The 12,415-nt window shown below is 35.2% G+C and carries 14 protein-coding genes; 8 read left to right on the top strand and 6 right to left on the bottom strand.

Features of this window, described 5'->3' with window-relative positions; all coding sequences use genetic code 11:
- Nucleotides 1-17 precede the first annotated feature (17 nt).
- From FFWV33_RS12980 to nadC, 3 genes are read right to left on the bottom strand one after another with little or no spacing between them, the layout of a single operon-like run.
- Complete coding sequence (locus FFWV33_RS12980; RefSeq protein WP_108741302.1) at nt 18-443, bottom strand: DUF2147 domain-containing protein; 426 nt, start codon at nt 441-443, stop codon at nt 18-20.
- Between the two features lie 60 nt (nt 444-503).
- Nucleotides 504-1,442, bottom strand: coding sequence for a YihY/virulence factor BrkB family protein (locus FFWV33_RS12975; RefSeq protein WP_108741301.1), 939 nt, complete (start codon nt 1,440-1,442; stop codon nt 504-506).
- 28 nt (nt 1,443-1,470) lie between these two features.
- Nucleotides 1,471-2,328, bottom strand: a complete 858-nt coding sequence (gene nadC / locus FFWV33_RS12970; RefSeq protein WP_108741300.1) for a carboxylating nicotinate-nucleotide diphosphorylase — start codon at nt 2,326-2,328, stop codon at nt 1,471-1,473.
- 201 nt (nt 2,329-2,529) lie between these two features.
- On the opposite strand from nadC, the gene FFWV33_RS12965 reads away from it, so the two are divergent.
- Nucleotides 2,530-3,768 carry an ATP-binding cassette domain-containing protein gene (locus tag FFWV33_RS12965; protein ID WP_245891516.1) on the top strand — a complete coding sequence of 413 codons (1,239 nt, stop codon included), beginning with the start codon at nt 2,530-2,532 and terminating at the stop codon, nt 3,766-3,768.
- A gap of 139 nt (nt 3,769-3,907) precedes the next feature.
- Nucleotides 3,908-4,381 carry a 23S rRNA (pseudouridine(1915)-N(3))-methyltransferase RlmH gene (rlmH, locus tag FFWV33_RS12960; protein ID WP_108741299.1) on the top strand — a complete coding sequence of 158 codons (474 nt, stop codon included), beginning with the start codon at nt 3,908-3,910 and terminating at the stop codon, nt 4,379-4,381.
- A gap of 298 nt (nt 4,382-4,679) precedes the next feature.
- On the opposite strand, the gene FFWV33_RS12955 is transcribed toward rlmH, so the two are convergent.
- Together FFWV33_RS12955 and folP are read right to left on the bottom strand one after the other, a co-directional pair.
- On the bottom strand, nt 4,680-5,300 hold the full coding sequence (locus tag FFWV33_RS12955; RefSeq protein ID WP_245891514.1) for a hypothetical protein: 621 nt from the start codon (nt 5,298-5,300) through the stop codon (nt 4,680-4,682).
- Complete coding sequence (gene folP, locus FFWV33_RS12950) at nt 5,301-6,125, bottom strand: dihydropteroate synthase (protein ID WP_108741298.1); 825 nt, start codon at nt 6,123-6,125, stop codon at nt 5,301-5,303. It abuts the gene before it with no gap.
- A 158-nt stretch (nt 6,126-6,283) separates the two neighbouring features.
- On the opposite strand from folP, the gene FFWV33_RS12945 reads away from it, so the two are divergent.
- The 4 genes from FFWV33_RS12945 to tpiA all read left to right on the top strand — a co-directional run bounded on the left by FFWV33_RS12945 (nt 6,284) and on the right by tpiA (nt 9,405).
- Entirely contained in the window at nt 6,284-6,826 is a 543-nt protein-coding gene (locus tag FFWV33_RS12945; protein ID WP_108741297.1) for a DUF1599 domain-containing protein, read from the top strand.
- A gap of 12 nt (nt 6,827-6,838) precedes the next feature.
- On the top strand, nt 6,839-7,939 hold the full coding sequence (locus FFWV33_RS12940; RefSeq protein ID WP_108741296.1) for a BT_3928 family protein: 1,101 nt from the start codon (nt 6,839-6,841) through the stop codon (nt 7,937-7,939).
- A 184-nt stretch (nt 7,940-8,123) separates the two neighbouring features.
- Nucleotides 8,124-8,627, top strand: a complete 504-nt coding sequence (locus FFWV33_RS12935; RefSeq protein ID WP_108741295.1) for a TlpA family protein disulfide reductase — start codon at nt 8,124-8,126, stop codon at nt 8,625-8,627.
- 22 nt (nt 8,628-8,649) lie between these two features.
- Entirely contained in the window at nt 8,650-9,405 is a 756-nt protein-coding gene (tpiA, locus tag FFWV33_RS12930; RefSeq protein ID WP_108741294.1) for a triose-phosphate isomerase, read from the top strand.
- A gap of 60 nt (nt 9,406-9,465) precedes the next feature.
- Here tpiA and FFWV33_RS12925 read toward each other — a convergent pair whose 3' ends face one another.
- Nucleotides 9,466-10,689, bottom strand: a complete 1,224-nt coding sequence (locus tag FFWV33_RS12925) for a porin (RefSeq protein WP_108741293.1) — start codon at nt 10,687-10,689, stop codon at nt 9,466-9,468.
- Between the two features lie 487 nt (nt 10,690-11,176).
- Between FFWV33_RS12925 and prmA the strand changes: the two genes are divergently transcribed.
- The gene (prmA, locus tag FFWV33_RS12920) at nt 11,177-12,010 is read left to right on the top strand and encodes a 50S ribosomal protein L11 methyltransferase (RefSeq protein ID WP_108741292.1); all 834 of its coding nucleotides are present in this window, start codon (nt 11,177-11,179) and stop codon (nt 12,008-12,010) included.
- Between the two features lie 43 nt (nt 12,011-12,053).
- Nucleotides 12,054-12,329: an ATP-dependent Clp protease adaptor ClpS gene (locus FFWV33_RS12915; RefSeq protein WP_108741291.1), complete on the top strand. Its 276-nt coding sequence runs from the start codon at nt 12,054-12,056 to the stop codon at nt 12,327-12,329.
- The last annotated feature ends 86 nt before the right edge of the window (nt 12,330-12,415 follow it).

Below are 12,415 nucleotides of genomic sequence, written 5' to 3'. Positions count from 1 at the left end.
CTTATTATATTTTATAACTAATTAACGCGGTACCAAACTTGTGTTCTACCAAATAATGAAAAACCAACATAACCTCTTACTTTAAGTTTGTCTTTGTCTGTCAATTCCATCAAACAACGATATACTTTTCCGCTTTTTGGGTCTAAGATAGATCCACCGTTGTATTCTTTTCCGTCTTTTTTAAGTCCTTTAATAATTGTCAAACCCAAGATCGGTTTGTTAGCATCTTCACCGCTACAATCTTGGCATAGTGCTTTTGCTCGTTTTGCATCTAGAATCTCTGTAACTTTCCCGTAAATTTTTCCTGAGCGCTCATAAATTTCGACAATAGATTTTGCTTCGCCCGTTTCATCGTCAATTGTTTTCCACTTTCCAGTAATGCTTTGAGAATAGAAAACAGAGGTTACACATAATAAAACTAGGGTCAATAATGACTTCTTCATGGTTGTTTGTTTTTTGAAATTAGTTAATAGTAATGGAATTTTCGCCTCCCATTAATGCGTTTATTTTTCGAGCTTAAGGCTATCGTTTTGGTCTCTTTTTTTATGAATGGTAGCATTTAACTCAAAACCAAGCAAAAGAATCATACAGTTGATCCAAATATAAAACATAACAATTAATAAAGTCCCAATAGAACCATAAAGCTCGTTATATTTTGAAAAATGCACTACCCAAATACCAAAAAAGTAAGAGGTTAAGATAGTCAAGATCGTACTAAATATGGATGCTCTTGAGATAAAAGCTCCTTTGTATTTGTCTTTGGTACCAAATTTAAATAAGATCGATGTGGTGATTAACAGCATCAAAACCAAGAAAATATAACGTCCTAATATAATCAACGGAATACTATCACTGACAATATCTTGTATGGCTTCTAACTGAATGACAACCTCAAAAACAACGATTACTGCAACGGTCAATATTAATAGGAAGGACAAAAAAAGTGACATTCCTACGGCAACCAAATACTGCTGTAAAAAACTGCGCTTCAACAATACATGATCTGATTTTTGAAAACCACCCAAAACAGCATTCAATCCATTGGCCATCAAGAAAATTGACAACAAGAAACCGGTCGAAATCAAGCCTGAGTGACTGTTGGTCAAAATATCATTGATAATGCTTTCGATAGCGTGGTAGGTATTTGGTGGTACTCCATCTGCTACAAAATCTAGAAAATCTTGCTGAAAACCTTCTATCGGAATATACGGAATTAAGTTTAAAATAAACAGCGCAAACGGAAATAAGGCCATAAAAAAACTAAATGCTATCGAACCAGCACGATTAGAGAAGGCGCCAGAAGTAAGACCTAACCCATATAATTCGAGTAAATCATACAAACTAATCCCTTCCATCCAAGGAAGTTTGATCCGTTTAAAAACGGAAACCAAATTTCGAATTACGGGAATGCGGTTAATTATTGCTTCAATTTCTGCAGACATCTATTCTTTTTTAATGCTCAAATTAGTATTAAATCGCTTTCAAACTCAAATCCATATTATAAACAGAATGTGTCAAAGCACCAGACGAAATATAATTTACGCCACATTCTGCATATTGCCTAATTGTGTCTTCGTTAATATTCCCTGATGATTCGGTCAAACATTCGTTTCCAATTAATGCAACAGCTTCGCGAGTCATATCGTAGTCAAAATTATCCAACAAGATTCGAAAAACCCCTTTGGCAACCAAAATTTCTTTTACCTCGTCAATATCTCTAGCTTCTACTATGATTTTCAAATCTTTCTTTTGTGTCGCCAAATACTCTTTGGTTTTGTCAATCGCTAAGGCAATTCCGCCCGCAAAATCAATATGATTGTCTTTCAACATCACCATGTCGTAGAGTGCAAAACGATGATTTTCTCCACCACCAATCTTTACGGCCCATTTTTCGGCCACTCTAAAACTTGGAGTGGTTTTTCTAGTATCTAATATTTTGGTACCAGTACCCTCCAACAATTGTACATAGCTATTGGTTTTGGTCGCAATGGCAGACATGCGCTGCATTGAATTCAACACCAAACGCTCTGCTTTTAGGATTGATTGAGAGCTTCCTTCGACATGAAATACGATATCTCCATACTTCACAGCAGCACCATCTTCGATAAAAGTCTCCACCTTTAAATTGGAATCAACGTACTCAAAAATCATTTTTGCAAAGTCGACACCAGCAATTATCCCGTTGTCTTTGACCAAAAGTTTTGCTTTACCTTGCGCCGTTGCAGGAATACAAGCAAGTGAACTGTGGTCGCCATCGCCTACATCCTCACGGATAGCATTTGCAATTAAGATTTGTATTTCATTCAAAAATTGAGCTTCAGTAATCATTGGGTGTCGTTATTTGTTTAGGCTAAAATAAGATAATTTTATCGAAAAGAAAATTTGTCCTGCAGTCTTTATACTTTTTTATTAACCATCAACCGGTATTCGATTCAGAACAAGGCCAAAGCATAAAAATCAGACAAAAAATAATATCAGCATTTCAAATGTAGTAATATAGTGGTACTTTTGTGTTTTTAATAGTACAAAATGCAAGACATCAATCACTGGGATATTCTTTTGCGCAATCAAGTCGCAAAAAAAGAATTCATCGAGAATATAATTACATCAAAAGCAGTAGGAGAATTGGAGTTCTTCAATTTCAAAAAAGGTATTCTTTTCTCTGATTTAGCCATCGAAAAGTTTATCGAAAAAGAGTACCAATACGATTCGGTGGAAGCGGCACCCGACACACAACGTCAACTGCGCACTTTCTCCTCTGGTGAGCGAAAGAAGGCTTTTTTAAAATACTGCATCAATCAAAAACCTGATTTTATAATTCTAGACAATCCTTTGGACCATTTGGATCATAATTCTAGGAAAGAACTTCGCATTCAGCTCCAAGAACTAGCTAAGACCTTTAGTTTGATTCAGCTCGTTAATCGTGCTGATGATTTACTTGATTTTATACTCAATAAGAGACAAATTCTAGATAACACCTTTGCCTTGCAACCGTTAACTACGATTACAACAAAGGATAATTACTTTGTAACCGCGATTCCGAAACCGTTAGAAATCATTGAATGCCCAGATCCTGTCTTGATCAAAATGAACAATTTAAATGTGAGTTATAACGAAAAACCCATACTTAATGGCGTCAATTGGACGATCAAAAAAGGAGAGTTTTGGCAATTGATAGGTCCTAATGGATCTGGAAAAAGTACCATTTTGTCTTTGATAACTGGCGACAATCCAAAAGGCTACGGACAAGATTTATATCTCTTTGGGAAAAAGAAAGGAAGCGGTGAAAGCATTTGGGATATTAAAAAAAATATTGGTCAATTCTCATCGGCCATGATTGATTTATTCCAAAAAAAACATACCACAGAGCAAATGATTCTTTCTGGCTTTTTCGATTCTGTAGGTTTGTATGTGCAGCCTACCAACTTACAAGTCAAAACTGTGAACGAGTGGCTCACCTTTTTAGACATGCAACACCTTCGAAAAACCGCATTTATAGATTTATCAGTAGGCCAACAACGGGTCATTATGATCATACGTGCGGTGCTTAAACATCCGCCGTTATTGATTTTAGACGAACCTACAGAAGGATTAGATGACGAAAACGTAGCGCTAGTCACGCAACTTATATCACATTTGGCTAAGGAAACGAACATTGCCATTATATTTGTTTCTCATCGAATAGAAAAATTACTGGCGCCGAATTCTATTTTGGAATTGACTCCAAAACCAACTGGATCCGAAGGAATGATCAAAATCCAAAACTAGATTGTTATCTTTGCTCTTTTACAATTTTGTATTATAGAAAAGTAAATATTGAAACGAGAAAATGATCTTGTAGATAAATAGCAACTGAATAATTGCTGCAAAAAAACAACCATCAGATCTATTTGTATATCAAAACCTTATGAATATTAAACTACTTGCAATAGGCAAAACCGACAATAAAGCACTTCAAACCCTGATTGATGATTACGCCAAGCGTTTGTCTTTTTATATCAAATTTGATTTGGAAGTGATTCCAGATATAAAAAATGTAAAAAACTTGTCTGAAAGTCAGCAAAAAGAAAAAGAAGGCGAATTGATTTTATCGAAAATCACACCCACTGACCAATTAATTTTGTTGGACGAAAACGGAAAAACATTTTCAAGTGTCGCTTTTTCGGAAGATTTGCAGAAAAAAATGAACTCGGGTGTCAAAACGCTTGTGTTTGTGATTGGTGGTCCTTATGGTTTCTCTGATACGGTTTATGCTAAAGCAAAAGGGAAAATTTCGCTTTCGCTAATGACGTTTTCCCATCAAATGGTGCGCTTGTTTTTTATCGAACAATTATATCGCGGTTTTACTATTTTGAAGAACGAACCTTATCATCATCAGTAGAACTTCTGTGTTCAGTCTCAGTTTGCAGTTTTCAGTTTACAGTCTCAGGTTGCAGTATTAGGTTGCAGTATTTAGTTTACGGTATTCAGTGCCAGTTTGCCGTTTCCGTCGTTAATGTCTTCGTGCGATTATTTAGACTAAACTATGATTTTTGTACATAAATTAAAATTATCCTCCGATTGAACTGTTCCAAAATAATAAAGGGCTTTAGCCGAAAACATAATAGTTTTCGGCTAAAGCCTTCTTAATAATAATTTGTTATCATCCAGTGAAAGCTGAACGCAAATATGAATTCATCTTAAAAGATAAATTCTTCATTTATATCTTTGAATCCATTTAATAGTATTTTGTTTTGAAGATATTCTCCATAAGACATATTCCCATCAAATTGAAATACAACTTTTGGTGTGACTTCATATTTAGTAGCATAAAAGCTTTCTAGTAAATCTTTTATTTGAACATCAACTCCTTTAAATACAACTACATCTTTTCCTTTTCGAAAATGAAAAACTAATTTGTTTTTATCCGGTTTCCCAATTTTATAAAAAACCTTCGTAAACGGAATGAAAGCCATATTTTTTCCGATGCTATCAGCATATGCATAAAAATTCTCTGCTTTTTCATTTTTATGCGCTTTCTCTTGTCGCTTTTTTTCCTGCAATTTCATTACTTCCGGAATAACCAATTTCAAGGGTAAGCGTGCATCGATATTCAAAATCCAATTGGTGGATATGATACTGTTTTTTCGATTTACTTCTGCCAACGTATCTTTCTCTTTCGATCTAAAAAAAATATAAATTGGCGAGTGATCTTGCACATCGCTTACTATAGTTTTAGCTGCTTTGGGCAATTGTATATTTTCCTCTTTACCACATGAAAAAAGCAGTACAACTAGTGCAATAGATAGGTATTTCATCATTTATTTCTTTAACTTATTCCATAATTTTACCGTTTCAACGGCTTCTTTCACATCATGTACCCGCAAGATATTGGCTCCTTTTGACAACGAAATCGTATTCAAAACGGTCGTGCCATTTAATGCTTCTTCAGGGCTGTTTTCGAGTGTTTTGTACACCATTGATTTTCTAGAAATACCCGCCAACAATGGTAAATCAAGCATTTGAAAGTCTTCTAACTTTCGAATCACTTCAAAATTTTGATCTAATGTCTTAGCAAAGCCAAATCCGGGGTCGATTATTAAATCTGATATTCCGTGACGACGTGCTTCAAAAACTCTTTCCGAAAAGTACAAAATCATTTCTTTTACAATATTATCGTAATCTGTCAAGGTTTGCATCGTTTGTGGATTCCCCTTCATGTGCATCATGATGTAAGGTACTCGTGCTTTTGCGACGGTTTCCATCATTTTTTCATCTAATTTTCCTGCGGAGATATCATTGATTATGGCAGCACCACTTTCGATACTAATCCTAGCTACTTCACTCCTAAACGTATCTATAGAAAGGATAACTTCTGGAAATAGCTTCATTATTAGTGCTACCACCGGCAGGATTCGATTTATTTCTTCTTGAACTGAAACAAATTCGGCATTTGGTTTGCTTGAATAGGCACCCACATCAATGAAGGTTGCACCATCAACCAGCATTTTTTCTACTTTCGAAAGAATGTCAGCTTCATTTTTATACGTTCCACCGTCAAAAAAAGAATTGGGTGTTATATTCAAAATTCCCATTACTTTGGGTGCTTTCAAATCTATTAATTGTCCGTTACAGTTTATGGTCATTTTGATTTATTGATTAAAAGTTTAAAGATTTTAAAATGTTTAAAATTGTCTCAATCGGAAACGACCTCAAACTTTAAACATTTTAAACTTTAAACGACCTTTGACTTTTAAATTTAATCCTTATTTTTGAGAAAATTTTAGACAAATATACATCAATAATGAACAATACTTCTCAGGAATACGATCAAGTTATGGCAATTTGCCGTGAGTTATTCACCAAAAAAATGAAAGATTACGGGAGTGCATGGCGCATTTTGAGGCTACCCTCGCTTACAGATCAAATCTACATCAAGGCACAGCGCATACGTAGCTTACAAGAAAATGAGGTTCGAAAAGTGGACGAAGATGAAACTGGAGAATTTATCGGAATCATTAACTATTCGATCATGGCCTTGATTCAATTGGAGTTGGGTGTTGTTGATCAACCTGATTTGGGATTAGAAAAAGCTACCGAATTATACGATGCAAAAGCGCTGCTAACCAAACAATTGATGGAAGCCAAAAATCATGATTACGGCGAAGCATGGCGCGAAATGCGTGTGAGTTCATTGACCGATTTGATCTTGCAAAAACTCTTGCGTGTGAAACAAATTGAAGACAATAAAGGGATGACATTGGTTTCGGAAGGGATCGATGCCAACTACCAAGACATGCTTAACTATTCCGTTTTTGCGTTAATATTAATGGGATTCAAAAAATAATACCTCTTTAGAATGAAAAATATACTTACCCAATTTTCGAGAATTTTTGTCGGCGTTCTTTTTATCATCTCGGGATTAATTAAATTGAATGATCCACTGGGATTTTCCTATAAACTCGGCGAATATTTTGGTGAACCCGTGTTCAATATGCCTTTTTTGATTCCGTATACCCTCGCTTTAGCGCTATTTATTGTTATCCTTGAAGTAGTTTTGGGTGTTTTTTTATTGATTGGATACCAAGCAAAATGGACCATTTGGATTTTGCTGATTATGATCATTAAATTTTCGTTCTTGACGTTCTATTCTGCCTATTTTGATGTGGTCAAAGACTGCGGTTGCTTTGGTGACGCGCTCCATTTGACACCATGGGAATCGTTTACCAAGGATATTGTTTTGTTGTTTTTTATCTTGATTTTGACTTTTAATCGAAAGTTAATTAAGCCATTATTTGGTAACAAAATACAAACTGTTTTGGCGTTTGCAAGTTTTGCTCTTGCGGCTATGTTTGGTTATCATGTTTTGAACCATTTACCAGCAATTGATTTTAGACCGTACCAAGTTGGTACCAATATTACAAAAGGAATGGCAATACCTGATTCTGCTCCTAAGTCGGTTGTAGAAATGATTTTTATCTACAAAGTCAATGGCGTTGATACAGAGTTTGGCGAAAATGACCTGATGAATATTCCAGAAGGCGCTACGTTTGTAGATCGAAAAGACAAGGTTATCGTAGAAGGCTATGTCCCTCCTATTCACGATTTCACGATGACCAAAGATGGATCTGATTATAAGGAAGAATTTTTACGTGAGCCAAAGGTGATGATTTTTGTTACCTACGACTTGCCAAATGCTTCACCGGAAGGCTTACTTAAACTAAAAACCTTGACCGTTGATGCCAAAGCAAAAGGATACAAAGTGATCGCTATGACCGCATCGACTCCTGAACAAATAGCCGCAGCTCAAAAACAATATGCTTTTGATTTTGACTTTTACTTCTGTGATGGTACTACATTAAAAACAATCGAAAGAGCAAATCCTAGCATCGTAATTTTGAATTATGGCACAATCACACAAAAAGTGCATCATAATGACATCGACAAATTGAAATTGTAGATTGTAAACACATTTTTGAGTCTGATTGAAATATATGCAACAGAAAAACAAACTATTACGTTTTCATAATCATATCAATAGAAATTTATTGATTTTACGATAAAAAATCAATAAAAAACGGGATTAAGGCTGTTTTTAATAGGGCTTTATTTCAACTTTAATTAACTTAGCAAAAATTACACAAATGAAAAAATTAACTGCTCTAGTCGCTTTAGTATTCATTTTTATATCATGTTCGAATAAAACAAAAGAAAAAACAAGCTTTTCAACTGAAGCATTGAAAGAAACCTTGCTTACACGTGAAGGGAACCAAGTGAGTTTTGAATCTATTTTGAAAGCAAACGAAGGTAAGACAACGGTGATCGAAGTTTGGGCTTCATGGTGTGGAGATTGTATCAAAGCAATGCCAAAGTTGAAAGAATTGCAAGCCAAACATCCTGAGGTAAACTACGTTTTTATCTCTATGGACAAAACTGAAATTGCTTGGCAAAACGGAATAATCAAGCACGATTTAAAGGGATCACACTTTATGGCAAACGATCAAATGAAAGGAAAATTTGCTGGTGCAATTGACCTAGATTGGATTCCGAGATACATTGTAATAGACAAAACGGGTAAAATTGCCTTGTACCGTGCTATTGAAACAGACTTTGACCTTATAGACAAAACAATAACTGAACTAAAATAAAAATTAAAACAAATCAGAAAAGATGAGAAAGAAAATTGTAGCTGGAAACTGGAAAATGCATAAAAATGCCGCACAAACTGCTGAACTTTTAAACGAATTGGTAGCAAAATTGCCTGCTGATACTACTGCACAAGTAATTGTAGCTCCAACGTTTGTGAATCTAGCAGCAGCTGTATCACAACTAGAAGGAAAAGCAATCACAGTAGCAGCACAAAACGTTCACCAAGCTGAAGGTGGTGCATTTACAGGAGAAATCACTGCAGATATGTTGACAAGTGTTGGTGTGAACACAGTAATCTTAGGTCACTCTGAGCGTAGAGCTATCTTTCATGAAAGTGATGCTTTAATTGCTGAAAAAGTAAACACAGCCTTGAAACATGACATGACTGTTATTTTCTGTTTTGGTGAAGAGTTGAAAGACCGTCAAGACAAACAACATTTTAACATTGTTGAGAACCAATTGCGTGATGGTTTGTTCCAAATCGAAAAAGGATCTTGGTCAAAAGTTGTTTTGGCATACGAGCCAGTTTGGGCTATTGGTACAGGTGAAACAGCTTCTCCTGAGCAAGCGCAAGAAATGCACGAATTTATCAGAGAAACAGTTCGCAAAGTATTTGGAGCTGAAGTAGCTGACGAAGTTTCTATCCTATATGGTGGAAGTGTAAAACCAGAAAACGCAGTTGAAATTTTCTCTAAACCAGATGTAGACGGTGGTCTTATTGGTGGAGCAGCCTTGAAAGCAGATGATTTCTTAGCGATTGTAAAAGCGGCAGTATAATTTACTACCTTCTTATATAGATACAAAAAGAGCAGTGATGAAGGTCACTGCTCTTTTTATTTATATTCCGATTTCTACTTGAAAACGTACGTACCAATTGTTTTTGCTGCTGCCATCATTGTACGAAAGCTGGTCAAAGGTAAGCTCACTTTGTAGCTTAAAGGTGTGTTCCCAAATGTATTTTGTAACTCCTAAACTGTATTGTTTGGTATCGGGTGCCAAAGCTTTAATGTCTTTCCCCACGTTTTGAGTCGAAAATCTACCTATCAATTCGTAATTTGATTTAAAGATATAACTCAACTGATAATCAAAACCTTCACCAACAAATACATAGTTACTCTGTAACGGATTATTTGGATTGACTGTAATCGCATTCTCAATAGTAGCTCGCGACATATAGCTCGACATGGCAGCCCAACCACGATATTTAAGCATAGCATCTACAAATACTGATTTCATGGTACGGTCTTCATACAAATCACTACCCAACTGCCCTTGCGTACGCTTGGCATGATTGTTTTGCTGAAAAGCGCCCGAAAGCATGAATTTGGGCTTTTTCTCTCTTGCAATATCGCCCTCAAAATAAGTTCCGTCTTTGGTAAAAGCACCAAAAGGCAACAATTCTACTTTTCCGGTTAGTGCTATCCCATTATCCGAGTTTCCGGTCACATTTCGACCTTCACCTGTCGATACAGCAGCTTTAAAGTTGTATGAAAATTTATCTTTGTACTCATGTAAATTATGTGCTTGAAAACCAAAATCACGATCTATGGTGAATTTTGCATTGTTTATAGAACGATCTGTCAATTGTAAACCACCAGATGAGTTCACTCTTTGTCTGTTTCCTGGTAATTTAGTTTGACCAAAACTCAAATTCCAATGCCTGTTTGGTCTGTAGAATACTACCGCATCTCTAATAATATTGATATTTTCACCTTCTTTTATTTCGCCCACATCACCTGGCGCAAAAGACAACTGAATAGCGTATAGAAATTTTGGCGAACCTACATAGCCATCTAATCGCAAACGCAGACGACGAATTTGGCCGTCATAACCTCCAGCTTCCTCCTCATTTTTGGTATAAGTAACCCTATTTTGCATTCGAAAACGAATATTTAACTGGTACAAACTATCAGGAGAAGTGATTCCTATTCCTTTTCCAAAACTATAATAAGGTAAAGCGGATAGTTTTAAGTCATTATCTTGCTTGTTTTGTCGAATAGTCACCTGAGCACTGCTGCTTATCGTCGCAATTAAAAGTAAAAGGATAGTAAACTTTTTCATTATACTAGATTGTTTTTATTCTGCAAAGATAAGATAAATTTAACCATACTTTCCGTTCTAAGAAATTCATAAAACAGCATTTTTTATTTCATTTTTTTTAACAACTAGGATAACTATAATTAGCCAATTCCAGATCGGTGTTTTTTATTGAAAGTGAGCTCGTATAAATTGTACGTCAAGGCATTCCCTATTAACTTTGTACCAAAAAAATAACAACAAACATCTCACACATTTACAGTATCACAAATAATAAGAACCATTTTATCAATACCATCGGAAGACTTGCATTAAAGTTGACATTCTTTCTTTCGAAAAAAATAATGGATTTCGAAAAGAAAATATTCGAAAGGTAAATCGGTTTACAATTTTCTAAAAGTGCACTTGCAAATAGCAAGAACACTTTCGAACCCGATTAAATTACAATTCTTTTTTTGCTTTATATAAAAACGATAAAACAGAAATGCTACCTTTGCAAAAAAATTAAGAAATGTCAAATATATATATCGGATACCATTTTACAATCACTCCAAAAGAATTGGGTTCTGAAATTCTTGTAGCAGAATTGGGAGAAACAGCTTTTGAAAGTTTTACTGAAACAGAAACGGGCGTATCTGCTTTTGTACAAAAAGATCTATGGGATGAATCTATTTTAGAGAACATTCAGATATTAAGTTCTGAAGAGTTTAAAATCGACTATACTTTTGAAGAAATCGAGCAAGTAAATTGGAATGAAGAATGGGAAAAAAACTTTGAACCTATTGATGTAGACGGAAATTGTCACGTACGTGCTCCTTTTCACCCGAAAACAGAAGCCGAATTTGATATTGTAATCGAACCAAAAATGAGTTTTGGAACGGGACATCACGAGACTACACACATGATGATTCAGCACTTGCTTGAAACAGATGTTACAGGTTTAAAAACGCTTGACATGGGATGTGGGACGGCTATTTTGGCTATTTTGGCCGAAATGAAAGGAGCGCAACCTATTGATGCCATTGACATTGACAACTGGTGTTATTTGAACTCTATCGAAAACGCAGAACGCAACAATTGCAAGCACATTACGGTATATGAAGGAGAAGCTGCTTTGTTGAAAGACAAAAAATACGATTTTATTATTGCAAATATCAACCGTAATATTTTGTTGAATGACATGCAAGCGTATGTAGATTGTTTGAATCCTGGAGGAACTTTATTATTGAGCGGTTTTTATACCGAAGACATTCCGTTTATTGATGCATCATGCACAGAAAAAGGATTGACGTATGTTAAAAAATTCGAAAGAAACAATTGGGTATCATTAAAATACGTAAATTAGAGGTTGCTATTTTATTAATCACAAGTACAAAAAAAAGAACAAAATGAGTACTAAAGAAAAAATAAGAGAAAAGGTAAGCTTGAAAGAAGCACCTACTTTGAATAACGAAATTGTTGTATATAATGATGATGTGAACACCTTTGATCACGTTATCGAAACCTTGATGCGCGTTTGCGAGCACACACCTGAGCAAGCAGAACAATGCTCATTAATCGTGCATTACAACGGAAAATGTACCGTAAAAACGGGACCTTTGAAGAAATTGAAACCACAATGCTTGCAATTATTGGAAGCAGGAATTAGCGCTGAAATCATTTAATTTTCGGTTTGGCATAAAATTAAAAAAGCATTCTCCAACGAGAATGCTTTTTTTTATGACATATATTCTGATTTAATTTTTTGCGT

The organism is Flavobacterium faecale, from assembly GCF_003076455.1.
Taxonomy (GTDB): Bacteria; Bacteroidota; Bacteroidia; order Flavobacteriales; family Flavobacteriaceae; genus Flavobacterium; species Flavobacterium faecale.
The sequence above is the reverse complement of the archived record's forward strand: the minus strand, read 5'-3'. Positions and strand labels throughout refer to the sequence as shown.

Bases quoted from the DNA above. Each gene is read 5' to 3' on its own strand.
- FFWV33_RS12940 (WP_108741296.1), top strand. From the start codon at position 6,839: ATGAAAAATATACTTACCCAATTTTCGAGAATTTTTGTCGGCGTTCTT.
- FFWV33_RS12925 (WP_108741293.1), bottom strand. From the start codon at position 10,689: ATGAAAAAGTTTACTATCCTTTTACTTTTAATTGCGACGATAAGCAGC.
- tpiA (WP_108741294.1), top strand. From the start codon at position 8,650: ATGAGAAAGAAAATTGTAGCTGGAAACTGGAAAATGCATAAAAATGCC.
- folP (WP_108741298.1), bottom strand. From the start codon at position 6,125: ATGACCATAAACTGTAACGGACAATTAATAGATTTGAAAGCACCCAAA.
- FFWV33_RS12975 (WP_108741301.1), bottom strand. From the start codon at position 1,442: ATGTCTGCAGAAATTGAAGCAATAATTAACCGCATTCCCGTAATTCGA.
- FFWV33_RS12935 (WP_108741295.1), top strand. From the start codon at position 8,124: ATGAAAAAATTAACTGCTCTAGTCGCTTTAGTATTCATTTTTATATCA.
- prmA (WP_108741292.1), top strand. From the start codon at position 11,177: ATGTCAAATATATATATCGGATACCATTTTACAATCACTCCAAAAGAA.
- FFWV33_RS12965 (WP_245891516.1), top strand. From the start codon at position 2,530: ATGCAAGACATCAATCACTGGGATATTCTTTTGCGCAATCAAGTCGCA.
- nadC (WP_108741300.1), bottom strand. From the start codon at position 2,328: ATGATTACTGAAGCTCAATTTTTGAATGAAATACAAATCTTAATTGCA.
- FFWV33_RS12980 (WP_108741302.1), bottom strand. From the start codon at position 443: ATGAAGAAGTCATTATTGACCCTAGTTTTATTATGTGTAACCTCTGTT.
- FFWV33_RS12955 (WP_245891514.1), bottom strand. From the start codon at position 5,300: ATGATGAAATACCTATCTATTGCACTAGTTGTACTGCTTTTTTCATGT.
- FFWV33_RS12945 (WP_108741297.1), top strand. From the start codon at position 6,284: ATGAACAATACTTCTCAGGAATACGATCAAGTTATGGCAATTTGCCGT.
- rlmH (WP_108741299.1), top strand. From the start codon at position 3,908: ATGAATATTAAACTACTTGCAATAGGCAAAACCGACAATAAAGCACTT.
- FFWV33_RS12915 (WP_108741291.1), top strand. From the start codon at position 12,054: ATGAGTACTAAAGAAAAAATAAGAGAAAAGGTAAGCTTGAAAGAAGCA.